Source organism: Pseudoxanthomonas sp. CF385, assembly GCF_900104255.1.
GTDB lineage: Bacteria > Pseudomonadota > Gammaproteobacteria > Xanthomonadales > Xanthomonadaceae > Pseudoxanthomonas_A.
Map to the genome: position 1 here is coordinate 140728 of NZ_FNKZ01000001.1, position 25457 is coordinate 166184.

The following is a 25457-nucleotide window of genomic DNA, read 5'->3' on the forward strand; positions in this document are numbered from 1 at the left end:
GCCCGCCCTGCCGATGGCGCACGACCTGATCCCCGCCGATGTCCGCAGCCGGTTGAAGGACCTGCGGCTGACCGCGCGCCGCGCGATCGGCGCGCAGGGGATCGGCGTGCACCACAGCCGCAGCCGCGGCGCGGGGCTGGAGTTCGCCCAGTACCGCGCCTATGAGCCCGGCGACGAGCTGCGCCAGATCGACTGGAAGCTGTATGCCCGCTCGGATCGTTTCTTCGTGCGCGAAGCCGAACGCGAAAGCCCGCTGACGGTGTGGATCGTGCTAGACGCGACCGCCTCGATGGCGCAGCGCGATGGCGTGCGCGGCACACGTTTCGACGCTGCGCGCAGCCTGGCGGCCTGCGTCGCCGAGCTTGCGCTTCGCCAGGGCGATCGCTTCGGCCTGCTGGTGCTGCACGGCGAGGGCGTACGGCTGGTGGCGCCGGGCAATGGCGCGCGCCAGCGCGACCAGCTGCTGCTGGCACTGCATGGTCTGCGCGCCGATGGCGCGTTCCCCGTACAGGACCGGCTGGGTCCGGTGTTCGAACGGATCGGTGCCGGCGACCTGGTGCTGGTGCTGAGCGACTGGTTCGACGACGCGATGCCGGCGCTGGCCGAACGCCTGGCATCCGCACGGCGCGAGGTACTCGCGATCCAGCTGCTGACGGCGGAGGAACGCGACTTCTCCTACACCGGCGGCCACCGCTTCCGCGATCCCGAAACCGGCGAGGAGCTGCTGGGCGATGCGGCGGCCCTGCGCGCGGACTACCTGCGCCGCTTCGCTGATGCGCTGCGCATGTTGGATGCGCGCCTGGACGCCGCCGGCATCCGCCACGCGCGCCACTACACCGACCAACCGCTGGACCTGCCGCTGCGCCGGCTGTTCGGCGCGCGCGACGCGGCGGAGTACGCATGAGCCTGGCGTTCCTGCTGCCGGCCGGCCTGGCCGCGCTTGCGGCCCTGTTGCTGCCGTTGCTGCTGCACCTCGCGCGCCGACACGAACAGACGCCGACCGATTTCGCCGCGCTGCGCTGGCTCCGGCAGAAGCCCAAACCCCGCCATCGCATCCGCTTCGACGAATGGCCGTTGCTGCTGCTGCGGTTGCTGCTGCTCGCGCTGCTCGCACTATGGCTGGCGCGACCGGTGCTGTCGGGCCTGGACGATGACAGGCCCTGGCAGGTCGTCGTGCCGGGCGTCGACGCCGGCCTCGCGCGGACGCAGGCCACCGATCCGCGCACGCGCCTGCACTGGCTGGCACCCGGCTTCCCGTCGTTGGACGCACCCGCACCTACCGACACGCCTGCCATCGGCAGCCTGCTGCGCCAGCTGGATGCCGAACTGCCACCGGGCGTGGCGTTGACCGTCGTGGTGCCGAGCACGCTGCAGGGCGCCGATGCCGAGCGCCCGACGTTGTCGCGCGACGTCGCCTGGAACATCGTCGACGGTGCGATGCCGGCGACGAACGCGGCCCCGCCTTCGCCGCTCGCCCTCGTGGTTCGCCAGGCCGCCGGCGATGAACGCGGCCTGCGCTACCTGCGCGCCGCGGCCCGCGCCTGGCAACCGGCGAACGCGACCGCCGCGCCGCTGCAGGTCGGCACGCCCGACGCGCCGCTGCCGGCGCCCACGCATCCGTTGGTATGGCAGGTTCCCGGTCCGGTGCCGTCGACGGTGATGCAGTGGATCGCCGCGGGCGGCACCGCGCTGCTGGACAGCGATGCCACGCTGGACGGTGTCGCGATGACCTCGGTGGCGTGGCGCGATGCCGACGGCACGCCGCTCGTCGAAGCCACGGCGCATGGCCGCGGTCGGGTAATGCGCTTCACCCGGCCGTTGCGGCCGGATGCCATGCCGGTGTTGGTCGACGCGGATTTCCCGCATCAATTGCGTGCGCTGTTCGACCCGCCGGCGGACGCACCGTCACGCGTGTCGGCTGCCGACTATGCCCCGGTCGGTGGCGGCGCGTCCTATCCGGTCGCGCCACGCGACCTGCAGCCCTGGCTCGCACTCCTGATCGCACTGCTCGCGCTGATCGAACGCTGGATGGCGACACGACGGACGCGGAGCGTGGCGCCATGACGCGCTCGGCCTTCGATCGCCTTGCCCAAGCCAGGCGCCACGCCGGCATCGGCCAGCTGCTGTTGGGCGTGGCGATGCCTGTCGCCGTGGGTGGCGTGCTGTGGCGTATCGCATCGCCCGCGCCCGCCCTCATCGTGGCCCTGGCTGGCATCGCGGTGTTGGCCGCGCTCGCCTGGCGGCGGTCGCGCGCCTTCGATACCGCCTGGCTGGTGCGCCAGCTGGACGCGCAGCGCAGGGATCTCGACGACAGCAGCGACCTGCTGCTTGCGCCACCCGCCACCCTGACCCCGCTGCAGCACCTGCAGCAGGCGCGCATCCGCGAACGGCTGCGCACCCAGCCCGCTCCCGACCTGCGTGCACCCTGGCCGTGGCCCCGCATCGTGGCCATGTGGCTCGCCGCCGCCGTGGTGGTCGCTGCCGCCGCCCTGTGGCCGGCACGCACATCGGATCCCGGCACGCTGGCACCCGCGGACGAGGACACCCCCGTCGTTCCCGGCGTGCCGCGCCTCATCGCGCAGCGGCTGCACGTGGCGCCGCCGGCCTACACGGGACAATCGCCGCGCGACGAGGCCACGCTGGATGCGAAAGCGCCTGCCGGTTCGCGCCTGGCCTGGACGCTGCGTTTCGTGCCGCAACCGACGCGGGCGGATCTCGTCTTCCACGACGGTCAGCGCATCGCCCTGGTCCGCGACGGCGACATCTGGCAGGCCACGCACGTGCTGGTGAAGTCCACGCTGTATCGCGTCGTCGCCGCCGGCACCGAAACGCAACCGCCCGCGAAGTTGCGCCGGCTCGATGCGGTACCCGACCGCGTGCCGCAGGTGAAGGTGCTGGCCCCCGACCGCGGCCTCAGCCTGGTGGCGGTCGGACAGACGCGCTGGGCCTTGGCCTTCGAGGCGCGCGACGATTACGGCGTCGCCTCGAAGGCCACGCTGAAACTGACGCTGGCGCAGGGCAGCGGCGAAAACATCGCGTTCAAGGAACAGGTGATGACGCTGCACGGCACCGGCCCGGCGACCGCGCGCCGCTTCGCCGCCTCGCTCGATCTGAAGGCGCTCGGCATGGCCGTGGGCGACGACCTGATTGCGCAGCTGACGGTGCACGATACGCGTGCGCCCTCGCCGCAGACCGCGCAAAGCCCCGGCTTGATCCTGCGTTGGCCGGCGGACCTCGGCCAGGAAAGCACGGGGCTGGAAGGGCTGGTGAAGAAGGTGATGCCGGCGTACTTCCGCAGCCAGCGCCAGATCATCATCGACGCCGAAGCGCTGCAGAAGCAGAAACGCGGTCTCGCCGCGGACACGTTCGTCACGCGGTCGGACGGGATCGGCGTGGACCAGCGCATCCTGCGCCTGCGTTACGGCCAGTTCCTCGGTGAGGAAGCCGAAGGCGAACCGCAGCCGCCCCCGACCAGCGACACCGATGACGACCACGCGGACGACGACGGGCACGACCACGCGAGCGAAACGCCCGCCGCGCAGGACGACCACGACCATGCGACATCGGCGACCGGCACGGGGTTCGGCCGCGAAGCCGACGTGCTCGAAGCCTACGGCCATACCCACGACCACGCCGAAGCGGCGACGCTGCTCGACCCCGAGACGCGTGCCACGCTGAAGAAGGCGCTGGACCAGATGTGGCAGTCGGAACTGCACCTGCGCCAGGGCCAGCCGGACCGCGCCCTGCCGTTCGCCTACAAGGCGCTGGAGTACATCAAGCAGGTGCAGCAGGCCACGCGCATCTACCTGGCGCGCGTCGGGCCGGAGCTGCCGCCGATCGACGAGACGCGCCGGATGGGCGGCGACCGCAAGGGCATCGCTTCCCGCGCGCTCGGCCCGCTAGCCCCGATGCCCGACGATGCGGATGCGGCGCCCGCACGCGCATGGCGCGCGCTGGCCGATGACGGTGCGCCGGCGGACGTGGCGGACCTGGATGCCTTGCAGGCGTGGCTGCACACGAACGAGGCGCGCGTGCCGGATGCGCTGGACCTGTTCGCCGCCATCGACGAAGTCCGTGGCGATCCGGCGTGCGCCTCCTGCCGTGCACGCCTGCGCGCAATGCTGTGGTCGGCCTCGCCCCAACCGCCAGCGCGGGTACCGCGCCGCAGCGCACCGGATGACGCCGGCCGCCGGTACCTCGATGCCCTGCAGCAGGAGCCCGCGCGATGAATCTGCACGCTTCCCTGCCCCTGCTGCTGGCCGGCCTGCTCGCCCTCGGCGTGCTGCTCGCCGGGACGCGACTGATCTTGCGTCGCCGTGCCGCAGCGCCCGGGCTGCGCGGGCCTCTCACGCGCTTCCTGCTGCTGTGTGCACTGCAGCCGGTCTGCGCGCTGCTGCTGTACTTCACCCTGCTGCCGCCACGCCAGGCGTCCACCGCCGGCACCCTGGTCGTGATCACGGCGAACGCCGGGCAGGTCGCCCTGCCTGTCGCGCTGCAGGGCCAACCCCGCGTCGCGCTGCCTGAGGCGCCCGCCTCCACCGGCGTCGAACGCGTGCCCGACCTGGGGACCGCATTGCGCCGGCATCCCGGCGTGCGCACGCTGCATGTCGTCGGCGACGGACTGGAAGCGCGCGACCGCGATGCGCTGGGCGGTCGGCATGTCGTGTTCTCGCCCGGCGCCCTGCCACGCGGCTTCGTCGAAGTGGCCGCGGTGGATGTCGTCGCCCCCGGCGACACGTTCGTCGCGAGCGGCCGCGTGAACGCGGTACCGCGGGCGACGGCCGTGCTGCGCGATCCCGCGGGCCAGCGCATCGATGCCGGACCGGTGGATGCGCAGGGCCGTTTCCGTCTGGGCGGCGTCGCCCGCCTGCCCGGCCCCGCGCTGTTCCGGATCGACGTGCAGGACGCGGGCGGCGCGGTCGCCGCTACCGTGTCGTTGCCGGTGTGGACGGAACCGGCGCCGCCGCCGCGCGTGTGGGTGCTCGCGGGTGCGCCGAACGCCGAAGGCAAGTACCTGCGCCGCTGGGCGATGGATGTGGGCATTCCGCTGCATCTCCAGGTCAGCCTGGGTGGTGGCATCCAACTGGGCGACGCGCCATTGCCCATGACCGCCGATACCCTGCGCCGCTTCGACCTGGTGGTGCTGGACGCCCGGAGTGCCGCGGGGCTCGGCGAAGGGCAGCGCGCCGTGCTGGGCGCCGCGGTGCGCGAGGGGTTGGGCGTGCTGGTGCGCGCGGATGGGCCGCTGCCGCTTCCCTTGCAACGCACGCTGGGCCTGTCGTCCGTCGGCAATGACGAGGCCGAGTTCCGCCTGCCGCGTCCCGCACCGGACGACGACGCCTGGCGCGCGCGACGGGGCGCGGGTACCGCCGACCTGCCGGTGGACGCCGATGCCGTGCCCGGTGGCGTGCCGGTCCTGACGCGCCGGATGGCGCGGATGCCGATGGGCGACCAGGTGCCGCTGCTGCGCGACGCCGGCGGCGTGCCGGTCGCGTGGTGGCATGCGATGGGCCGGGGCCGCGTCGGCCTGTGGACGCCCGGCGACACCTACACGCTGGTGCTGGCAGGCCATCCCGACCTGCATGCGGGGCTGTGGTCGCGGGCCTTCGCCACGCTGGCGCGCGTGGGCGCGCAGGGATCGGTTGCGGTGCCCGAGGGTGCGCGCGTCGGCGAACGTGCCTCCCTGTGCGGCATCGTCGACGTGGCCCGCATCATCGCGCCCGATGGCACCGCCGCACGGGTGCAGCACGATCCGGCAACGCGCGCACGCTGCGCCGGCTTCTGGCCGCGGACCGCGGGCTGGCATCACCTGAGGACGGGCGGAAGCGCGACGCCCTTTTTCGTCCGCGCGGGCGACGATGCCCCGTCGCTGCATCGCGCCGACGTGCGCGCGCAGACCCTGCAACGCGCCACGCGGGTGACCCCGCCCGAGCCGCCCCAGCCCGCCACCGAAGGGGCGCGGGGGCCGGCATGGCCGTGGTTCCTCGCCTGGCTGTCCGCGACCGCCCTGCTCTGGTGGCTGGAACGCCGGCGCACCGCGGCCGATTAACGACTCTCGAATGTCCGGTGCGTAATCCTCTCCTTCATCTCATCTTCCGGAGTTACGCATGATCCGAACGGCGATCCCCGCCCTGCTGCTGACCCTCTCGCTGGCCGCCTGCTCGTCGCCCGACACCGACGAACAGACCGCCGCCGCCGAACAGTCCCAGGCCGCCGCAAGCGAAGCCGCCACGCCGCCCGCCGCCGAACCCGCGCCGGCCGAGCTCGCGGGCACGTGCGACGACACCCAGGCGCAGTGGATCATCGGCAGGACGCCGGCCGAGAAGGACATCGAACAGGCGAAGAACGACAGCAAGTCCGAGGCCGTGCGCGCGCTGAAGCCGGGCGACGCCGCGACGATGGACTTCAATCCGAATCGCCTGAACATCATCCTCGACGAGAAGGGCGCGGTCGCCTCCGTCAACTGCGGCTGAGGCTTCGCGAAGACACCGCAGCACCCTGAAACGCCCGCGGCAGCGCGGGCGTTTTTTTGTTACCTGACGCACGCGTTTTTGCCGCGCGAAAAGTTGCCTTTGCAACCAATAAGTGGTGCGCCAGAGGTGTTGTTGCGGCGTCGCAGCATCTATGGTCTAGTCGGATTTCCGGTGACATTTCGAAGTGCCGCTGCGCGGGCAGGGCACGGTGTCGCCGTCACTCCGGTTTGAGGCAAGACATGGCCCCTCGCAATCGCCAAGGCGGCTCTGACCAGGGTCTCTACGACCCCAATGACGAACGCGACGCCTGCGGTTTCGGCATGATCGCGCAGCTCGACGACCAGCCCTCGCGCGCGCTCGTCGATACCGCCATTGCCGCGCTCTCGCGCATGACCCATCGCGGCGGCGTCGCCGCCGATGGCCTCACCGGCGACGGCTGCGGCCTGCTGATCCGCAAACCGGACGCCTTCCTGCGCGCGCTGGCCGCCGAATCCGGCATCGCGCTGGGCGAGCGCTTCGCTTCCGGCCTGGTGTTCCTGCCGCACGACGACGCGCTGGCCGCGCAGTGCCGCGCCACCCTGGAGGCGGAACTGTTCCGCACCGGCGTGGCAGTGAAGGGCTGGCGCGTGCCGCCGACCAACGACGCGGTGTGCGGCCAGCTGGCCAAGGACACCCTGCCGCGCATCGAACAGCTCTACGTCGAGGCCGGCGACGGCCAGAAGGACGAGGCGTTCGCGCTGGCGCTGTTCCTCGCCCGCCGCCGCAGCGAACAGCAGCTGCGCGCGTCGGTGCCCGACTTCTACGTGGTCACGCTGTCGCCGCACGCCATCGGCTACAAGGGCATGGTGCTGCCGGACAAGCTGGCGACGTTCTACCCGGACCTGCAGCGCAACGAGCTGGCCAGCAGCGCGGTGGTCTTCCACCAGCGCTTCTCCACCAACACGCTGCCGCGCTGGCCGCTGGCGCACCCGTTCCGCCTGCTGGCGCACAACGGCGAGATCAACACGATCGAGGGCAACCGTCGCTGGGCACAAGCGCGCAGCAAGGTGTGGAAGACGCCGCGCTTCGACATCGGCGAGTTCGACCCGGTCATCTCGATGCACGGCTCCGATTCGCAGAGCCTGGACAACATGCTGGAGCTGCTGGTCGCCGGCGGCATGGAGCTGATCCAGGCGCTGCGCATCCTGGTGCCGCCGGCCACGCAGTCGCTGGAATTCAAGGACGCCGACCTGGCCGCCTTCTACGAGTTCTACGGCCTCAACACCGAGCCGTGGGACGGTCCGGCTGGCATCGTGTCGATGGACGCGCGCTACGCGGCGTGCACCCTCGACCGCAACGGCCTGCGCCCCGCGCGCTGGATGCTGACCAGCGACCGCCATTTCATCGTCGCCAGCGAAGCGGGCGTGTGGGAAGTGCCCGCCGAACGCGTGACCCGCAAGGGCAAGCTGGGCCCCGGCGAAATGATGGCCATCGACCTGCGCCGCGGCGACCTGCTCGATAGCGAGGCGGTGGATCGCATCAACCGCGGCCGCGCGCCGTACAAGCAGTGGCTGCATCAGGGCGTCACCTACCTGCAGACCGAGTTGATCGATCCGTCGCTGGTCGAAGAACCGTTCGACGAACGCACGCTGCGCGGCTACCACAAGCTGTTCCAGCTCTCGACCGAGGAAGTGGAGCAGGTGCTGCGCCCGCTCGCCGAGACCGAGCAGGAAGCCACCGGCTCGATGGGCGACGACACGCCGATGGCCGTGCTCAGCCGGCAGACGCGTCCGCTGTACGACTACTTCCGCCAGGCGTTCGCGCAGGTCACCAACCCGCCGATCGATCCGCTGCGCGAAGACTGCGTGATGTCGCTGACCACCCAACTGGGCCGGGAGACCAACATCTTCCACGCCGGGCCGGAGACGGTGAACCACGTCATCCTCAACTCGCCGGTACTGAGCCAGCGCAAGCTGCGGCAGCTGCTGAAGATGCCGCAGTACGTCGAGAAGAATCGTCTGATCGATCTGTCCTATTCGCACGAGGAAGGCCTGAAGGCCGGCCTGGAGCGGATCTGCCGCGAGGCCGAACAGGCGGCGCGCGACGGCGACGTCATGCTGCTGCTGTCCGACCGCTACCCGCAGCCGGGCCGGCCGATGGCGCACGCGCTACTCGCCACCGGCGCGGTGCACCATCATCTCTGCCGCGTCGGCCTGCGCTGCGACGCCAACCTGATCGTCGAAACCGGCACCGCGCGCGATCCGCACCACATGGCCTGCCTGATCGGCGTGGGCGCCACTGCGGTGTATCCGTACCTGGCGTACCAGACGCTGTTCGACCTGGGCCGGCGCGGGATTCTGCAGATCAAGAAGGGCGGCGAGCAGACGCAGATCGGCCGCAGCTACCGCAAGGGCATCTACAAGGGCCTGTCGAAGATCATCTCGAAGATGGGCATCTGCACGATCAGCAGCTATCGCGGTGCGCAGTTGTTCGAGATCGTCGGCCTGGATCCGGACGTGGTCGACCTGTGCTTCGCCGAGACGCCGTCGCGGATCGGCGGCGTGGGCTTCGAGCGCCTCGACCTGGAGGCGCGCCAGTTGGACGCGCGCGCCTGGAACGACCGCGAATCGCCCGAAGTCGGTGGCCTGCTGAAGTACGTGCACGGCGGCGAGTACCACATGTACAACCCGGACGTGGTGATGACGCTGCAGCGCGCGACGCGCACCGGCGACGCCCGCGACTGGCAGGCCTATGCGGACGCGGTGAACTCGCGGCCGCCGTCGGCGCTGCGCGACCTGCTGCAGTTGAAGAAGGCCGAGACACCGACGCCGCTGGACGAGGTGGCCGATGCGACCGACCTGCTGCGCCGTTTCGACACCGCGGCGATCTCGCTGGGTGCGCTGTCGCCCGAGGCGCACGAAGCGCTCGCCATCGCGATGAACCGCCTCGGCGGCCGCAGCAACTCCGGCGAAGGCGGCGAAGACCCTGCGCGCTACGGCACGGAGAAGCGCAGCAAGATCAAGCAGGTCGCGTCCGGCCGCTTCGGCGTGACACCGGAATACCTGGTCAACGCAGAAGTGCTGCAGATCAAGGTCGCGCAGGGCGCCAAGCCCGGCGAAGGCGGCCAGCTGCCGGGCCACAAGGTCAACGAGCTGATCGCGCGCCTGCGCTACGCCAAGCCCGGCATCGGCCTGATCTCGCCGCCGCCGCACCACGACATCTATTCGATCGAAGACCTCGCCCAGCTGATCTACGACCTTAAGCAGATCAACCCGACCGCGCTGGTGTCGGTGAAGCTGGTCAGCCACGCGGGCGTGGGCACGATCGCCGCCGGCGTGGTGAAGGCAGGCGCGGACCTCATCACCATCTCCGGCCACGATGGCGGCACCGGCGCCAGTCCGGTGAGCTCGATCCGCTATGCCGGCGTGCCGTGGGAACTCGGCGTCGCCGAAGCGCACCACGCGCTGGTCGTGAACCAGCTGCGCGACCGCACCGTGCTGCAGACCGACGGCGGCCTGAAGACCGGCCTGGACGTGGTCAAGGCCGCGCTGCTCGGCGCCGACAGCTTCGGCTTCGGCACCGGCCCGATGATCGTGCTCGGCTGCAAGTACCTGCGCATCTGCCACCTCAACAACTGCGCCACCGGCGTGGCCACCCAGGACGAGCGCCTGCGCACGCAGTACTTCACCGGCCTGCCGGAGCGCGTGGAGAACTTCTTCCGCCTGCTGTCCGAGGAAGTGCGGCAGTGGCTGTCGTACCTGGGCGCGCGTTCGCTCGACGAGATCGTCGGCCGCACCGACCTGCTGCAGCAGCTGGACGTGTCGCCGCGCGAGGGCGTGAACGTCGACCTGTCGCGCCTGCTGAAGGGTGCGCAGTTCGACAGCAGCAGCTGCGCCGCGCAACGCCTGTACGAATCGCCGGACAGCCTCGCCACGCAACTCGACGGCTTGCTGGCGGAACCGATCCGCAAGAAGAGCGGTGGTGACCACCGCTTCCTGATCCACAACACCGACCGCAGCATCGGCACCCGCCTGTCCGGCGCCATCGCACGCCAGCACGGCAACCAGGGCATGGCCGATGCGCCGCTGACCCTGCGCTTCCGCGGCACCGCCGGGCAGAGCTTCGGCGCGTTCAACGCCGGCGGCCTGCAGATGGAACTGGAAGGCGAAGCCAACGACTACGTCGGCAAGGGCATGGCCGGCGGCCGCCTGGTGGTGCGTCCGCCGCGCGGTGCGCGCTTCGAGGCGCGCAACACGCCGATCATCGGCAACACCTGCCTGTACGGCGCCACCGGCGGCGAGTTGTTCGCGGCCGGTCGCGCGGGTGAGCGCTTCGGCGTGCGCAACTCCGGCGCGCTGGCCGTGATCGAAGGGGCGGGCGACCACTGCTGCGAGTACATGACCGACGGCATCGTGCTGGTGCTGGGCAAGGTGGGCCTGAACTTCGGCGCCGGCTTCACCGGTGGCCTGGCCTACGTGCTCGACCTGGACCGCGATTTCGTGGACCGCTACAACCACGAGCTCATCGACATCCACCGGATCAGCCCGGAAGGCTTCGAGAGCCACCGCCAGCACCTGCACACGCTGATCAGCCGCCACCGCGAACTGACCGGCAGCATCTGGGCGCAGCAGATCCTCGACGAGTTCCGCGACTACGTGGGCAAGTTCTGGCTGGTGAAGCCGAAGGCCGCGAGCATCGACTCGTTGAACGAAACCTTGAGGCGAGCGGCATGAGCAAGAAGCAGGTATTCCAGTTCCTCGATCTGCCGCGGACGATGCCGCAGCGCATTCCGCTGGAACTGCGCACGGGCGGCGATTGGGGCGAGCTGTACGGCAAGTTCGGCAAGGAGGAAGCGCAGTACCAGGCCGGTCGTTGCCTCGACTGCGGCAATCCCTATTGCAGCTGGAAGTGCCCGGTGCACAACGCGATCCCGCAGTGGCTGCAACTGGTGCAGGAGAACCGCATCGAAGAAGCCGCCGCGCTCTGCCATTCGACCAACCCGTTGCCGGAAGTCTGCGGCCGCGTCTGCCCGCAGGACCGCCTGTGCGAAGGCAGCTGCACCCTGGAGGAATTCGGTGCGGTCACCATCGGCGCGGTCGAGAAGTACATCGTCGACACCGCGTTGGCCAAGGGCTGGCGGCCGGATCTGAGCGACGTGCAGCCGACCGGCAAGCGCGTGGCCGTGATCGGCGCGGGCCCGGCCGGCCTCGGCTGCGCCGACCGGCTGGCGCGTGCCGGCATCCAGGCCGTGGTCTACGACCGCTACGAGCAGATCGGCGGACTGCTGCAGTTCGGCATTCCCAGCTTCAAGCTCGACAAGAGCGTCATCGCCACCCGCCGCGAGGTGCTGGAAGGCATGGGCGTGGAATTCCGTCTGGGCGTGGAAGTCGGTCGCGACGTGACCCTCGCGCAACTGCTTGAGGACTACGACGCGGTCTTCCTCGGCACTGGCGCGTACCGCTACACCGACGGCGGCCTGCCCGGCCAGGACCTGGACGGCGTGCTGCCGGCCCTGCCCTTCCTGGTCCAGAACGGCCGCATCGTCAGCGGCAACGATCCGTGGGGCCGCGCGATCGCCGGCTGGGAAGACAAGCTGCAACTGCCCGACCTGCACGGCAAGCGCGTCGTCGTGCTCGGTGGCGGCGATACCGGCATGGACTGCGTGCGCAGCGCGATCCGCCTGGGCGCGGCCAAGGTCACCTGTGCCTACCGTCGCGATGAGGCGAACATGCCCGGTTCCGCACGCGAAGTCGCCAACGCCCGCGAGGAAGGGGTGCGCTTCCTGTTCAACCGCCAACCACTCGGCGTCGTCGCGGGCGAGGACGGCACCGTCGCCGGCGTGCAGGTGGTGGAGACGAAACTCGGCGAGCCCGACGAACGCGGCCGCCAGAGTGCGGTGGCGATCGAAGGCAGCGAATCGGTGCTGGACGCGGACGTGGTGATCATCGCGTTCGGTTTCTCGCCGACGGTGCCGGCATGGCTGGCCGAAGTCGGCGTGGAAGGCACGCCGAACGGCCGCATCGTCGCCGGTGGCGGCGACCGCCTGCCGTTCCAGACCACCCACCCGAAGCTGTTCGCCGGCGGCGACGCCGTGCGCGGCGCCGACCTGGTGGTCACCGCGGTCGCCGAAGGGCGCGACGCGGCGGGCAGCATCGTCACCCTGCTCTCGTAGAGCGGAGCTTGCTCCGCTGCTCTTGCCCTTGAAATGATGCAGAGCCGAGCAAGCTCGGCTCTGCAGAGGGCGATCAGGCCTTCAGCGTCGCCATGTCGATGACGAAGCGGTACTTCACGTCGCCCTTCAGCATGCGCTCGTAAGCATCGTTGATCGCATCCATCCGGATCATCTCGATGTCCGACACGATGCCGTGCCTGGCGCAGAACTCCAGCATCTCCTGGGTCTCGCGGATGCCGCCGATCGCCGAGCCTGCCAGCGATCGGCGCTTGAGCATCAGGCCGAACACGTTCGGCGACGGATGCGGCGTGGCCGGCGCCCCCACCAGCACCATGGTGCCGTCGCGCGCGAGGGTGTTGAGCAAGGCATCCAGGTCGTGCGGCGCGGCCACCGTGTTGATGATGAAATCGAGCTTGGCCGCCTGCGCCGCCATCTGATCCGGATCGCGCGAGACCACCACCTCCGAGGCACCCAGGCGGAGCGCGTCCTCGCGCTTGTTCTCCGAGGTGGTGAAAAGGACGACGTACGCACCCATCGCCTTGGCGATCTTCACCGCCATGTGGCCCAGCCCGCCCAGGCCGACCACGCCCACCTTGCTGCCCGGACCGACCTTCCAGTGCGCCAGCGGCGAGTACGTGGTGATGCCGGCGCACAGCAGCGGTGCCACGGCGGCCAGCTGGTCTTCGTCGTGGGTGATGTGCAGCACGTACTTCTCGTCGACGACGATCTGGTCCGAGTAACCACCGTACGTGTTCTCGGTGCCGCCGAAGATGGACCCGTTGTAGGTGCCGGTGAAGCCGGTCTCGCAGTACTGTTCGTCACCTGCGCGGCAGGAAGCGCACTCGCGGCAGCTGTCGACGATGCAGCCGATGCCGGCCAGGTCGCCGACCTTGAAGCCCTTCACCGCATTGCCGATCGCACTGACGCGGCCGACGATCTCGTGGCCCGGCACCGACGGATACAGCGTGTTGTGCCATTCGTTGCGCGCGGTATGCAGGTCCGAATGGCAGACGCCGCAATACAGGATTTCGATGCGCACGTCGTGCGGGCCGGGTTCGCGCCGCTCGAAAGCGAACGCGGTCAGGGGCTGGTCGGCGCTCTGCGCCGCATAACCGTGAGCAGCACTCATGGGATTCTCCGGTCGGGGGATTGGGCTGGCCATTCTAGGTGGCTCCCTGTTACGGACAATGCCGAATTCCGGCGTGTCCTTGCCTGATCCTGCACGCCCCGCGGAGCTTGGCTTAGACTGACGCGGTCCCTCTCAACGACGTCGCCGCATGCGCCTGGGCCTGGCCGCCAACCGTCTGCACCACCATACCGAGGACGCGGCGCTGTTCCGCTGGCTGCGCGCCTGCGAGCCCGGCATCCGCGACCTGCAGCTGGCCTTGCATGCGGTCGGCCGCACCCACGACGCGATCGCCGCCGCTGGCATGCTCCGCGGCTACGACGGACTCAAACGCTATCCGTACGGCCGCGATGGCGGGCTGATGAAGCTGGTGGCGGAAGTCGTCGGCCTGGAAGGCGCGGAGCGCAGCCTGGACGGTGCGATCTACTTCATCGATCCCGTCGATCCGTCCTCGATCTTTCCCGAAGCCACCGCGCTGAAGCGCCAGTGCGTGATCCACGGCAAGCCGTTCCTGTCGACGGTGGCTTCGGCGCGCGACTGGGTCGAGATGGAGCGCATCCACGCCGGCTTCGCACCCGACCGTGGTGCGGACCACTTCCATGCGCTGGAATCGCAGACGCTGGCGCTGATCGCGCACGATGCGATGAAGCCCGAGATGCTGGCCTTCGCCGATACCCATTTCGACGTGCTCTCCCGTTTTGCCCACCGCATGGCGACCGGCACGACCGGCCTGCGCCTCAACGAACTGGCGTGGAGCCGCGGCTGGCCGCAGGACGTCCCGTGGGTGGAGCGTTTCCAGAGCGGTCCGCTCGGTGGCGACGCGCAGATCGCGGACCGCGTGCTCGAGCACCGCTGCCAACGCGTGATCTTCTTCGAGGACCCGCACGTGGCGCGCCAGCACGAGGCGGACATCCAGCTGCTGGAGCGCGCGGTCACCACGGTCACCGACGAGGCCGTGTGCACGACGTCGCTGGCGGTGGCGAAGCGCTGGTGCGAGGCGGTCGGCAAGCGCCTCGCCTTTGTGGGAGCGACGTCAGTCGCGAAAGCACAGGTGAAAGATTGAGGCCGACGTTGAGTGCGATCGAGACTCGGTGAGAAAGCGTTCGCGACTGACGTCGCTCCCACAGCACAGATGACCGCATGAACCCCATCCCATCCCGCCACCTCCTCAAAGACCTCTCCCTCTCCGCCATCGCCGCCGGCTTCGTCACCGTGCTGGTCGGTTTCGCCAGTTCGGCGGTGATCGTGTTCCAGGCGGCGCAGTCGCTGGGCGCGTCGCCGGAGGAAATCAGTTCGTGGATGTGGGCGCTCGGCCTGGGCATGGGCCTGACCTGCATCGGCCTGTCGCTGCGCTACCGCATGCCGGTGGTGACCGCGTGGTCGACCCCGGGCGCCGCGATGTTGATCAGCAGCGCGGCCGGCCTGCCGTTGTCGGATGCGATCGGCGCGTTCCTGCTGTCGGCGCTGCTGATCGTGGTGTCCGGCTTCTCCGGCTTCTTCGAGCGGATGATCAGCCGCATCCCCGTCTCGCTGGCTTCCGGCATGCTGGCAGGCGTGCTGCTGCGCTTCGGCATCGAGGCGTTCGCGTCGATGAAGACGCAGCTGGGCATGGTGCTGACGATGTTCGCCGTGTACCTGCTCGCGCGCCGGCTGCTGCCACGCTACGCGGTGATCCTGACGCTGCTGGTCGGCATCGCGATCGCCGGTGCGCTCGGCTTGCTGCGCGTGGATGGCCTGACGTTGCAATTGGCGAAGCCGATCTTCACGACGCCGACGTTCTCGTTCGCCGCCGTCATCGGCATCGCCCTGCCTCTCTTCATCGTGACGATGGCCTCGCAGAACGTGCCGGGCGTGGCGGTGATCCGCGCATCGGGATATCCGATCCCGATCTCTCCCGTCGTCGGCTGGACCGGCGCGGTCAACCTGGTGCTGGCGCCGTTCGGCGCGTTCGCGCTCAACCTGGCGGCGATCACCGCCGCGATCTGCATGGGCCGCGAGGCGCACGAGGACGCCGCGCGCCGGTACGTCGCGGCCATCGCGGCCGGCGTGTTCTATCTGATCGTGGGGCTGTTCGGCGCCACGGTGGCCGCATTGTTCGCCGCGTTCCCGAAGGAGCTGATCCTCGCGATCGCCGGCATCGCCCTGCTCGGCACCATCGGCAACAGTCTCGCCGCGGCATTGCGCGAGGAAGCGGAGCGCGAACCGGCGCTGGTGACGTTCCTGGTGACCGCATCGGGCCTGTCGCTCGCGGGCATCGGATCGGCGTTCTGGGGCTTGCTGGCGGGCGTGGTGACACTGCTGGTGCTGCGGCGCACGTAGTCCCCATTCGCGTACGGCTCATGCAGGTGAACACGGCGTGGAGTGTTCAGTTTCGAGGGCGCGGATTCACTTGCGGGTGATGGAGGCGTGGGCAGGATCGGCCCACCACCCTCACAGGAGACTCCCATGACTGTTCGCAACCGCCATCGCCTGCTCACCCTCGCCGCCCTCGCTGCGTTGTCGGGCGCTGCTTTCGCGCAGGCGCCTGCCCCGACGGCCGGCAAGGACGCGCTGAAGGAGCCGCAGGTGCGCGCGCTCCTCACCGAAAAGGGCTACACGAACATCGACGACCTCGACTTCGAGGATGGCCAGTGGGAGACGGATGCGACCAGCGCCAACGGCGAGCGTGTCGACGTGCGCATCAACCCGGCCAGCGGCGACATCGTGGCCGAGAAGCTGGTGTCCAACCTCAGCGAGAACGACGTCAAGGCCAAGCTGGCCGCCGCGGGTTACTCCAAGATCCATGACGTCGACTTCGACGACGGCGTGTGGAAGGCCGAGGCCGAGCGCGCCGACGGCAACGACGTCGAGATCCACCTGGCCGCCAACACCGGCGAGATCATCCACGTCGAGAACGACTGATCCATCGCGCATGCTGCGCAACGAAGAAGGCCGCCCGAGGGCGGCCTTCTTCTTTTCAGCGTGCCGATGCAGGCGATCTCGCGAATCGCCAGCCCACCAGCCATCCAATGGCCAGCAGCAGCGCCGCCAGCAGCCACGGCGCGCCGGGCAGATGCGCGGGCGCGGTCTTCCCGATGAACAGGGCGAACGTGCCCGCGAACATCATCGGCCCCACGATGCCGGCCAGGCTGACCAAGCTCATCAGCGCGCCCTGCACGCGGCCTTGCACGTCGGCCCCGACCTGCTGCGTGATCAATGCCTGCGTGGCCGGACCCGCGAGGCCCCACAGCGCGCTGATCGGCAAGCCGATCAGGAACATCCAGCCCAGGTCGGCCATGCCGTAGATGCAGAAGCCGAGCACGCCGCAGGCCAAGCCGAACAGCAGCGTGCGCCGCTCGCCGAACTTCGGCACGACGCGGCCGACAAGCCCGGCCTGCACGATCACGCTGCAGACACCGACCGCCGCCAGTACCCATGCCACCTGCTGTTCGTTCCAGCGGTATTGGTACTCCGCGAAGAGGACGAACACGCTGGGATAGACGTAGTGCGCGAGGTTGGCGATCAGCACCACCGCCGCCAGGCCGAACACCTGCGGGTAACGCTTCAGCAGCGCCATCGAGCCGATCGGATTGGCATGCGACCAATCGAACGTCGGCGTGCGGCGCTCCTTCGGCAACGACTCAGGCAGCACGAACCAGCCGTACAGGAAGTTCAGCAGCGCGAGTCCGGCCGCGAACCAGAAGGGCAGCCGCAGGTCGATGGCGCCGAGCTGCCCGCCGATGATCGGACCGATGATGAAGCCCACGCCGAACGCCGCCCCGATCATGCCGAACGCCTGTGCGCGCTTCTCCGGCGCGGTGATGTCCGCGATGTAGGCATTGGCGGTGGTGAAGCTCGCCGAGAACACGCCGGAGAAGATGCGGGCGACCAGCAGCCATGGCAGCGACTGTGCCAGCGCCATCAGCACGAAGTCGATGCCCAGGCCCAGGCACGACAGCAGGATGACCGGCCGGCGCCCGAAGCGGTCGGATAGCGCGCCCTGGATCGGCGTGCAGACGAACTGGATGGCGGCGAACAGCATGCCGAACGTGCCGACCCACCAGGCGGCCTCCACGAAATCGCCGCCGGTGAACTGCCGGACCAGGCCCGGCAGGACCGGAATGATCACGCCGAACGACAGGATGTCGATCAGCACCGTGACGAAGATGAAGACCAAGGCGGCGCGACGGCCGGCGTGTGCGGGAGCTTCGGCGTTCACGGAGCGGGACCGGCGAAAAGGTGCGCAAGTGTAGGGCATCGCCGGCGGGCCCGCCCCCCCTGTAGGAGCGGCGTCAGTCGCGACCGCGCACCACGACGGCCCTTGGTGTTCGATGGCCGCGGCCTCGACTCACCACCACGCTACCGGCGCCATCAAGGCGGCAAGCGTACGGTCGCGACTGACATCGCTCCTACAACGGAGCTGCGGAGATCACGTGGCTCAGCCGGTGGCGTTGGCCCGGTTCCAGTTCGATCGCATCCTCGCCGGCGTTGGCGGCTTCCAGGCAGACGAAGCTCCGCCAACCGTCGTCGGGCAGGTCCGCGATGGCGGCGGCACCGGCCTCACCCGGATTCCACACCACCAGCGAACGGCTGCCGAAGGTGTCCAGGCGGATGCGTCGGCCGCCGGCCGGATCGACCAGGTCGAACCGATGGCCGGTGCCGGTGTAGATGCGGTCGCTGCGGCCGGGATCGCGTGGATCGTGCAGTGTCCAGTCGCCGGCGTGCATATGCGTGCCACCGTCGAACTTGTCGGCATAGCGCAGGCCATCCAGCCCGGTGACTCGCACCTGCGTCGCATCGGCGACCCGGAAGTAGGTGTGCAGCGCCTGGGTCAGCGTGACCGCGGACTCGCCGCGGTGCACGGTATCCAGGCTTTGGCGCAGATCGCGACCGACGTGCACGGTCTGGACCAGCTCCAGCGGCACGCCATCGCGCAGCGGCAACGCCAGCTTGAGCACGACACTGCCGTCGGCTTCGCGCTTCGCGTCCGTCAGCGGCCAGCGCGACGTGCGCGCGTGACCGTGTTGCGGCACGCCATCAGGCTGCCCCTGGCGGCCGAAGTAGGGCCAGCACACCGGCACGCCACCGCGGATCGCGTTCGGCGGCATCGCGCTTGTCGGCGACAGCCAGAGCAGGTCGTCCGAGCCGGCCGGCACGAACGAGAGCACCTGCCCGCCCTGCAGGCTCACGCGTGCGGTGGAGAATGGCGTCTCCACCTGCAGCACGTCGATGCCCTGCCAGGTCTCTCGGGTCACGCCTTCGGGAAGTGCACTCACGGCTTGCGGGGCTCCGGCGGCGCGACGGGTGGCCCTTCCGCCTTCAACGCGGCGAGTATTTTCGCACCCGCGCGACCGTCCGCGGGTTGCAGGCCCAGGCGTTGCTGTTCGACGACGATCGCGCGTCGGGTTTGCGTCCCGATCATGCCGTCCGCAGCGCCGATCGCGTGTCCACGCGCGAGGAGCAGCGTCTGCAGTTCGCGTCGCTGCGGTCGGCCGAGGCCCGGATCGTCGGTGGGCCACGCGGTGATCAGGCCGGCACCACCGCGCAGGCGATCGGCCAGCAACGCGATCGCCAGCGCATAGCTTTCGGCCGCGTTGTACGAATAGATCGCGTCGTAGTTCTTGAATACGAGGAAGGCGGGGCCGGTGAAGCCGGTCGGCACCAGCACCGCGGCATTGCGATCGTCGACGGACAGCGGCTGCCCATCGACGCGGGCGATGCCTTGCGCGATCCACTGGGTCAGCGGCTTGCGACTGGTGCGCCCGGCCTGTCCGACATCGAAGCCCGGCGGCAGCGTCACTTCGTAGCCCCAGGGCTCGCCCGTGCGCCAGCCGGATTTCACCAGGTAGTTCGCGGTGGAGGCCAAGGCATCGGGAATGCTGTCGATGAGGTTGCGCCGCCCGTCGGCATCGAAGTCGACGGCGATGCGCTCATAGGTGCTGGGCATGAACTGCGTGTGGCCGAAGGCGCCCGCCCAGGAGCCGGTCAAGCCTTCGGCGCGGATGTCGCCGGCCTGCAGCAGCTTCAGCGTGGTGAGGAACTCGCCGCGGAAGAACGCCTGCCGCCGGCCGAAGCAGGAGAGTGTCGACAACGACACCAGCAACGGCCGCTTGCCGAACACGCGCCCGTAGTCGCTTTCCACGCCCCACACCGCGACCACGGTGGCGGCGTCCACGCCGTACGCCAGCGCCACCCTGTCCAGCAGGTCGCGATGGGTGGCCAGCATCGCCTGGCCATCGGCGACGCGCTGCTCGTCCACCAGCGCCGCCAGGTAGTCCCACAGCGGCGTGGTGAATTCGGGTTGCGCATCCAGCAGGTCCATCACGCTCATGTCGGCGGCGAGGCCCTGCGTGTAGGCATCGAAGCTGGCCGGCGTGACGCCCTGCTTTTCGGCCACGGTGCGCAGATCGGCGAGGCAGGCGGCGTAGACGGGATCGCGCACCGGCGCGACGACCGGAGCCGGCACCCCTGGCGACGCGGGTGCGACGGGAGGCGTCTCGCGGGTGGGCGGCGGCGTCTGTGCGATCACCGGGCCTGCCACCATCATCGACAGCAGCAGGCAGGACGCGGTGTGTTTCATGGCGGCCTCCCTGGCCTGTGGGGGAGGCTTCACTTTGCCTTGCGCGTCAGCGGACGTCGACCTCGTACTCCACCACTTCCACCGGCGGCACCGTCTCCCACGGCCTCCGGTAGACCATCCGCACGGTGGTCTTGCCCGCCTTGTCCGCACGGAACCACCAGCGCGCGATCGAGGACGCACCGGGCATCGGCGGCTGCGTGTCCATCGGCGGCGGCGTGGCGGGACCGGTGGTGCGCGACAGGACGGGCGCTCCGTCCTCGGTGAATTCCCATTGGTAGCCGGTGCTGGCATTGGCCGTCAGGGCGATCTCCAGTACCTGGCCGATGCGCATCTCGACCGGCGCCTTGCCCTCGGGGCGGACGATGCCATCGTCCGGCAGGGTCTCGGACGGGGGTCCGCCGGCGGCCGGTCCACTGGCGCAGGCCGACAGCAGCACGCACAAACCGGCAGCCATCCATCGCTTCATCGTCGCGTCCTCGTTGGAGACGGGCGAGTTATACACCGCCGCTTTAGGCGCCGTCCGTAGAATGGCGGCATGAGCACTCCCCAGGATTCCTCGCTCGGTCGCGAGGTCGCGTACCCGACGCAGTACGACCCCACTTTGCTGTTTCCCATCCCGCGCCAGGGCGCGCGCGATGAGATCGGCATCGCCGCCGACACCCTGCCGTTCGTCGGCCACGACCGCTGGCATGCGTACGAACTGAGCTGGCTGGACGCCCGCGGCAAGCCGCGCGTGGCCACCGCCACACTGACGGTGCCGTGCACGTCGCCGTGCCTGATCGAATCCAAGTCGCTCAAGCTCTACCTCAACTCGCTCAACAGCACCCGCTTCAACAGCGATGCCGCGGTGCTGGAGCGCATCGTCACCGACCTGTCGGCGCGCGCCGGCGCGGACGTGGGCGTCGCGTTCGGCCTGCCGCCGATGGCGGAGGCGCCGGAGGGCGAATCGCTCGATGGGCTGGACGTGGAGATCGACCATTACGGGCCGCCGCGCGCCGAGTTCCTGGCTGCCGATCCGGAGGAGCAGGTCGACGAGGTCCTCTCGTCCGAACTGCTGAAGTCCAACTGCCCGGTCACCGGCCAGCCGGACTGGGCGACGGTGGTTATCCGCTACCGCGGCCCGCGCATCGACCGGGTCGAACTGCTGCGCTACCTGGTGAGCTTCCGCGACCATGCGGAGTTTCACGAACAATGCGTCGAACGCATCTTCCACGACGTGCTCGCGCACTGCCGCCCGGCCTCGCTGTCGGTGGAGGCCCGCTACACCCGGAGAGGCGGCCTGGACATCAATCCGTGGCGCGCCACCGGCGACATGAATGTCCCGCTCATGAAGCGCGATATACGACAGTAATGTTGCTCATCTAACAATTGAGGCGATTTCACGCGCGCGCTATGGTTTCTTAACAACGCGCGTGCAACGCTTGCGCTCATCCCACAGCCCGCCAGGAAGGGTGGTTGCAATGAGCACAGAGAAGAAGGCCGACTTTTCGGACGTCACCGCGAAGGTGGACTCGACGGCCGAAAAGGCTGCGGATTTTTCCGACGTCACCGCGCGCGTAGACAGCACTGCCGAAATCATCGGTGAGCAGAGCTACACCATCGAGAAGGGCGACACGCTCTCCAAGATCGCCAAGGCGCACTACGGCAGCGCCAATGCCTGGAAGCAGATCTTCGAAGCGAACCGCGACGTCATCGAAGATCCGGACCGCATCTTCCCGGGGCAGGTGATCAAGCTGCCGCCGAAGCCCGCCGACGCCTGATCGCCCCTCCACTTCATCCACAAGGACCGAACCCATGAAGCAGAACCGCATCTCCTACGCCCTGGCCGCCGCGCTCGTCGGCACCGTTGCCCTGGTCGGCTGCAAGAAGAAGGAAGAACCCGTTGCCGCGCCGCCGGCGGTCGTGGAGCCTGCGCCTGCACCGGCCCCGGTCGAACCCGCACCGGCCCCGGTCAGCGCGACCAGCGTGACGGTCGGCAACACCGCCGCTGCCGACAAGTCCGTCGCGGCCGTCAGCAGCTTCGGCGTGAAGGACAAGATCATCGTGTCGGTGAAGACTGACGCCGCGACCCCGGCCAACGCCGCGATCGATGCCAAGCTGACGTATCAGGACGGCCAGGTGGCCGGCCAGCAGACGGCGAATGTCGTCGCGGGCGGCGTGGACACCACCAACGTCGAGTTCACCAAGGCGACCGACTGGCCCGCCGGCAAGTACAAGGTCGACGTGACCTTGAACGGCCAGCCGGTGGGCATGACGCAGGAAATCGAAGTCAAGTAATCGGCAGGAAAAGTCTCTCTCCCACGTGTGTGGGGCAAGCTCGGGCGTGGAGCGATCCACGCCCGCTTTTTTTGTCCGGAAGACGCGCCTGACGGTTCGACCCGCAACCGTCCGTGCGCCTGGCGTGTCCCGGGACACCCCGGCGGCATCCATACCCCCTCGTTTTGCCCTGCGTGCGGCGACACGCGACAATGGCGCGCTGAGTTCCCCCATCGCCCCTTGTCGAGAGTCCTGATCCCCATGTCGGATACGCCCCGCATCATCTACACCCTCACCGACGAAGCCCCGTTCCTCGCCACCCAGTCGCTGCTGCCGATCGTCGAGGCGTTCACCGCCCCCGCCGGCATCGCCGTGGAAACCCGCGACATCTCGCTGGCCGGCCGCCTCCTGTCGCAGTTCCCCGAATACCTGGCCGACGCGCAGAAGATCAACGACGACCTGGCCGAGCTGGGCCGGCTGGCGACGCAGCCGGAAGCCAACATCATCAAGCTGCCCAACATCAGCGCCTCGGTGCCGCAGCTGAAGGCCGCCATCAAGGAGCTGCAGGCCCAGGGCTACCCGCTGCCGGACTACCCGGACGAGCCGAAGGACGAGAAGGAAAAGGACGCCAAGGCGCGCTACGACAAGGTCAAGGGCAGCGCGGTGAACCCGGTGCTGCGCGAAGGCAATTCCGACCGCCGTGCACCGCTGTCGGTCAAGAACTTCGCCCGCAAGCACCCGCACCGCATGGGCGCGTGGAGCGCGGACTCGAAATCGCACGTGGCGCACATGACCGCCGGTGATTTCTTCGGCAGCGAGCAGTCCGCCACGCTGGCCGCCGACGGGGCGCTGAAGATCGAGCTGGTCGCCGCCGACGGGACCGTCACCGTGCTCAAGGACAAGGTGAAGGTGAAGGCCGGCGAGATCGTCGACGCCGCCTCGATGAGCCGCAAGGCGCTGGCTACGTTCGTCGCCGCCGAGATCGCCGATGCCAAGGCCAAGGGCGTGCTGTTCTCGCTGCACCTCAAGGCCACGATGATGAAGGTCTCCGACCCGATCATGTTCGGCGTGGTCGTCAACGAGTTCTACAAGGCCGCGCTGGCCAAACATGCCGCCGTGCTGGATCAGATCGGCTTCGACGCCAACAACGGCATCGGCGACCTCTACGGCCGCCTGGGCGCGCTGCCGGCGGACCAGCAGGAAACGATCAAGGCCGACCTGCAGGCCGTCTATGCCGACAGTGCGGCCGTGGCGATGGTGAATTCCGACAAGGGCATCACCAACCTGCACGTGCCCAGCGACGTGATCGTCGACGCCTCGATGCCGGCGATGATCCGCGACTCCGGCAAGATGTGGAACGCCGAAGGCAAGCTGCAGGACACCAAGGCCGTCATCCCGGACCGTTGCTATGCCGGCATCTACCAGGCCGTCATCGACGACTGCCGCGCGCATGGCGCGTTCGACCCGGCCACGATGGGCAGCGTGCCCAACGTCGGCCTGATGGCGCAGAAGGCCGAGGAGTACGGCAGCCACGACAAGACCTTCCAGATCCCGACCGACGGCACCGTGCGCGTCAGCGACGACGCCGGCAAGGTCGTGTTCGAGTCGAAGGTGGAGGCGGGCGATATCTGGCGCATGTGTCAGACCAAGGACGCGCCGATCCAGGATTGGGTGAAGCTGGCCGTGGGCCGCGCGCGCCTGAGCAAGACGCCGGCGATCTTCTGGCTGGACAAGGCCCGCGCGCACGACGCGCAGGTGATCGCCAAGGTCGAGCAGTACCTGAAGGACTACACCATCGACGCGCTGGACATCCGCATCCTGCCGCCGGTCGAGGCGATGAAGGTGTCGCTGGAGCGCACCCGCAAGGGCGAGGACACCATCTCGGTGACCGGCAACGTGCTGCGCGACTACCTGACCGACCTGTTCCCGATCATGGAGCTGGGCACCAGCGCGAAAATGCTGTCGATCGTGCCGCTGATGGCCGGTGGCGGCCTGTTCGAGACCGGCGCCGGCGGGTCCGCGCCGAAGCACGTGCAGCAGTTCCTGGAAGAGGATTACCTGCGCTGGGATTCGCTGGGCGAGTTCCTCGCGCTGGCGGCCTCGCTGGAGCACCTGGGCCAGCGCTACCTCAACACGCCAGCGAAGGTGCTGGCCAACGCGCTGGACGTGGCCAACGGCCGCATCCTCGACGAGAACCGCTCGCCCGCGCGCAAGGTTGGCGAACTCGACAACCGTGGCAGCCACTTTTACCTGGCCCTGTACTGGGCGCAGGCGCTGGCCGCGCAGGACGAGAACGCCGAACTGAAGGCGAAGTTCGCGCCGCTGGCGAAGGCGCTGGCCGACAACGAAGCCACGATCATCGGCGAGTTGAACGGTGCGCAGGGCAAGGCGCTGGATATCGGCGGCTACTACCACCCCGACATCGCGAAGACCGCCGCGGCGATGCGTCCCAGCAAGACCTTCAACGACGCACTGGCGACGCTGTCGGCCTGACCTCGACGCACCTCCTGCCGCATCCGACGCCCGGCCTCGCGCCGGGCGTTGTGTTTCCGGCCTCCATCACGCCTGTTGCCGTCCAGCCGTAGGCGCTACGACGGACGCCGTCGCGCCCCGGGATGCGGGAACGCGCGCGTCAGGGCGTAGGCCGCTCGGCGGACAGCAACGCAACGATCACCCGGAGGCGCCGTGCGCCCAGCCGGTGCACCGCGCGCTGATGCCTCGCCTGGCCCGCCGCGTCGTGCACGTGGTGCTGGCGCGCTTCCTGCGTTGTCGCCGCCTCGACGGGATGGACGACATGGCCCTGCAGGAACAGCATGCCCTGGCTCATTCCACCCAGCTGCTGCCACCACTGCTTCTTGGTTTCGGTTTGCATGGGATTGCTCCGTGGCGCCG

Annotated in this window: 20 protein-coding genes; 14 read left to right on the forward strand and 6 right to left on the reverse strand. The window is 69.3% G+C overall.

The genetic code is table 11. From position 1 onward, the window contains the following. The first annotated feature begins 13 nt into the window (after positions 1–13). From BLT45_RS00590 to BLT45_RS00620, 7 genes are all read left to right on the forward strand, one after another. A complete protein-coding gene (locus tag BLT45_RS00590; RefSeq protein ID WP_093293801.1) occupies positions 14–904 on the forward strand; it encodes a DUF58 domain-containing protein in 891 nt (296 codons plus the stop codon). Then, the gene (locus tag BLT45_RS00595; RefSeq protein ID WP_093293807.1) at positions 901–2064 is read left to right on the forward strand and encodes a BatA domain-containing protein; all 1164 of its coding nucleotides are present in this window, start codon (positions 901–903) and stop codon (positions 2062–2064) included. Before BLT45_RS00590 ends, BLT45_RS00595 begins: the two co-directional genes overlap by 4 nt. Further along, positions 2061–4229, forward strand: a complete 2169-nt coding sequence (locus tag BLT45_RS00600; RefSeq protein WP_093293812.1) for a hypothetical protein — start codon at positions 2061–2063, stop codon at positions 4227–4229. The genes BLT45_RS00595 and BLT45_RS00600 overlap by 4 nt, the downstream gene beginning before the upstream one ends. Beyond that, positions 4226–6049, forward strand: a complete 1824-nt coding sequence (locus tag BLT45_RS00605) for a hypothetical protein (protein WP_093293817.1) — start codon at positions 4226–4228, stop codon at positions 6047–6049. Before BLT45_RS00600 ends, BLT45_RS00605 begins: the two co-directional genes overlap by 4 nt. A 58-nt stretch (positions 6050–6107) precedes the next feature. Then, entirely contained in the window at positions 6108–6473 is a 366-nt protein-coding gene (locus tag BLT45_RS00610; protein ID WP_093293821.1) for an I78 family peptidase inhibitor, read from the forward strand. Between the two features lie 239 nt (positions 6474–6712). After that, the gene (gene gltB / locus BLT45_RS00615) at positions 6713–11185 is read left to right on the forward strand and encodes a glutamate synthase large subunit (RefSeq protein WP_093293824.1); all 4473 of its coding nucleotides are present in this window, start codon (positions 6713–6715) and stop codon (positions 11183–11185) included. Further along, complete coding sequence (locus tag BLT45_RS00620) at positions 11182–12624, forward strand: FAD-dependent oxidoreductase (protein ID WP_093293830.1); 1443 nt, start codon at positions 11182–11184, stop codon at positions 12622–12624. The genes gltB and BLT45_RS00620 overlap by 4 nt, the downstream gene beginning before the upstream one ends. A gap of 73 nt (positions 12625–12697) precedes the next feature. On the opposite strand, the gene BLT45_RS00625 is transcribed toward BLT45_RS00620, so the two are convergent. After that, the gene (locus BLT45_RS00625; RefSeq protein WP_093293836.1) at positions 12698–13753 is read right to left on the reverse strand and encodes an NAD(P)-dependent alcohol dehydrogenase; all 1056 of its coding nucleotides are present in this window, start codon (positions 13751–13753) and stop codon (positions 12698–12700) included. Between the two features lie 148 nt (positions 13754–13901). Here BLT45_RS00625 and BLT45_RS00630 point away from each other — a divergent pair, with 148 nt between their 5' ends. The 3 genes from BLT45_RS00630 (at position 13902) to BLT45_RS00640 (ending at position 16651) form a co-directional block, all read left to right on the forward strand. Further along, complete coding sequence (locus tag BLT45_RS00630) at positions 13902–14813, forward strand: methylglyoxal synthase (protein ID WP_093293841.1); 912 nt, start codon at positions 13902–13904, stop codon at positions 14811–14813. 86 nt (positions 14814–14899) lie between these two features. Further along, entirely contained in the window at positions 14900–16069 is a 1170-nt protein-coding gene (locus tag BLT45_RS00635; RefSeq protein WP_175455788.1) for a benzoate/H(+) symporter BenE family transporter, read from the forward strand. 126 nt (positions 16070–16195) lie between these two features. Beyond that, complete coding sequence (locus BLT45_RS00640) at positions 16196–16651, forward strand: PepSY domain-containing protein (RefSeq protein ID WP_093293851.1); 456 nt, start codon at positions 16196–16198, stop codon at positions 16649–16651. Between the two features lie 55 nt (positions 16652–16706). Here the strand turns inward: BLT45_RS00640 and BLT45_RS00645 are convergent, their stop codons facing one another. The 4 genes from BLT45_RS00645 to BLT45_RS00660 form a co-directional block, all read right to left on the reverse strand. Then, on the reverse strand, positions 16707–17987 hold the full coding sequence (locus BLT45_RS00645) for a TCR/Tet family MFS transporter (protein WP_093293854.1): 1281 nt from the start codon (positions 17985–17987) through the stop codon (positions 16707–16709). A gap of 151 nt (positions 17988–18138) precedes the next feature. Next, entirely contained in the window at positions 18139–19005 is an 867-nt protein-coding gene (locus BLT45_RS00650) for a D-hexose-6-phosphate mutarotase (RefSeq protein WP_093293856.1), read from the reverse strand. Continuing rightward, positions 19002–20309: a lytic murein transglycosylase gene (locus BLT45_RS00655; protein ID WP_254771756.1), complete on the reverse strand. Its 1308-nt coding sequence runs from the start codon at positions 20307–20309 to the stop codon at positions 19002–19004. The genes BLT45_RS00650 and BLT45_RS00655 overlap by 4 nt, the downstream gene beginning before the upstream one ends. Before the next feature lie 46 nt (positions 20310–20355). Then, entirely contained in the window at positions 20356–20775 is a 420-nt protein-coding gene (locus BLT45_RS00660) for a protease inhibitor I42 family protein (protein ID WP_139187841.1), read from the reverse strand. Positions 20776–20844: 69 nt separating this feature from the next. On the opposite strand from BLT45_RS00660, the gene queF reads away from it, so the two are divergent. The 4 genes from queF (at position 20845) to BLT45_RS00680 (ending at position 25058) form a co-directional block, all read left to right on the forward strand. After that, entirely contained in the window at positions 20845–21660 is an 816-nt protein-coding gene (gene queF / locus BLT45_RS00665; RefSeq protein ID WP_093293860.1) for an NADPH-dependent 7-cyano-7-deazaguanine reductase QueF, read from the forward strand. Positions 21661–21769: 109 nt separating this feature from the next. Further along, complete coding sequence (locus tag BLT45_RS00670) at positions 21770–22069, forward strand: LysM peptidoglycan-binding domain-containing protein (protein ID WP_093293862.1); 300 nt, start codon at positions 21770–21772, stop codon at positions 22067–22069. Between the two features lie 34 nt (positions 22070–22103). After that, positions 22104–22586, forward strand: coding sequence for a hypothetical protein (locus BLT45_RS00675; RefSeq protein WP_093293864.1), 483 nt, complete (start codon positions 22104–22106; stop codon positions 22584–22586). Positions 22587–22826: 240 nt separating this feature from the next. Then, positions 22827–25058 (forward strand): NADP-dependent isocitrate dehydrogenase, encoded by a 2232-nt coding sequence (locus tag BLT45_RS00680; protein WP_093293866.1) that lies wholly within the window; start codon positions 22827–22829, stop codon positions 25056–25058. 139 nt (positions 25059–25197) lie between these two features. On the opposite strand, the gene BLT45_RS00685 is transcribed toward BLT45_RS00680, so the two are convergent. Continuing rightward, positions 25198–25437, reverse strand: coding sequence for a hypothetical protein (locus tag BLT45_RS00685; protein ID WP_093293868.1), 240 nt, complete (start codon positions 25435–25437; stop codon positions 25198–25200). Between the last annotated feature and the right edge of the window lie 20 nt (positions 25438–25457).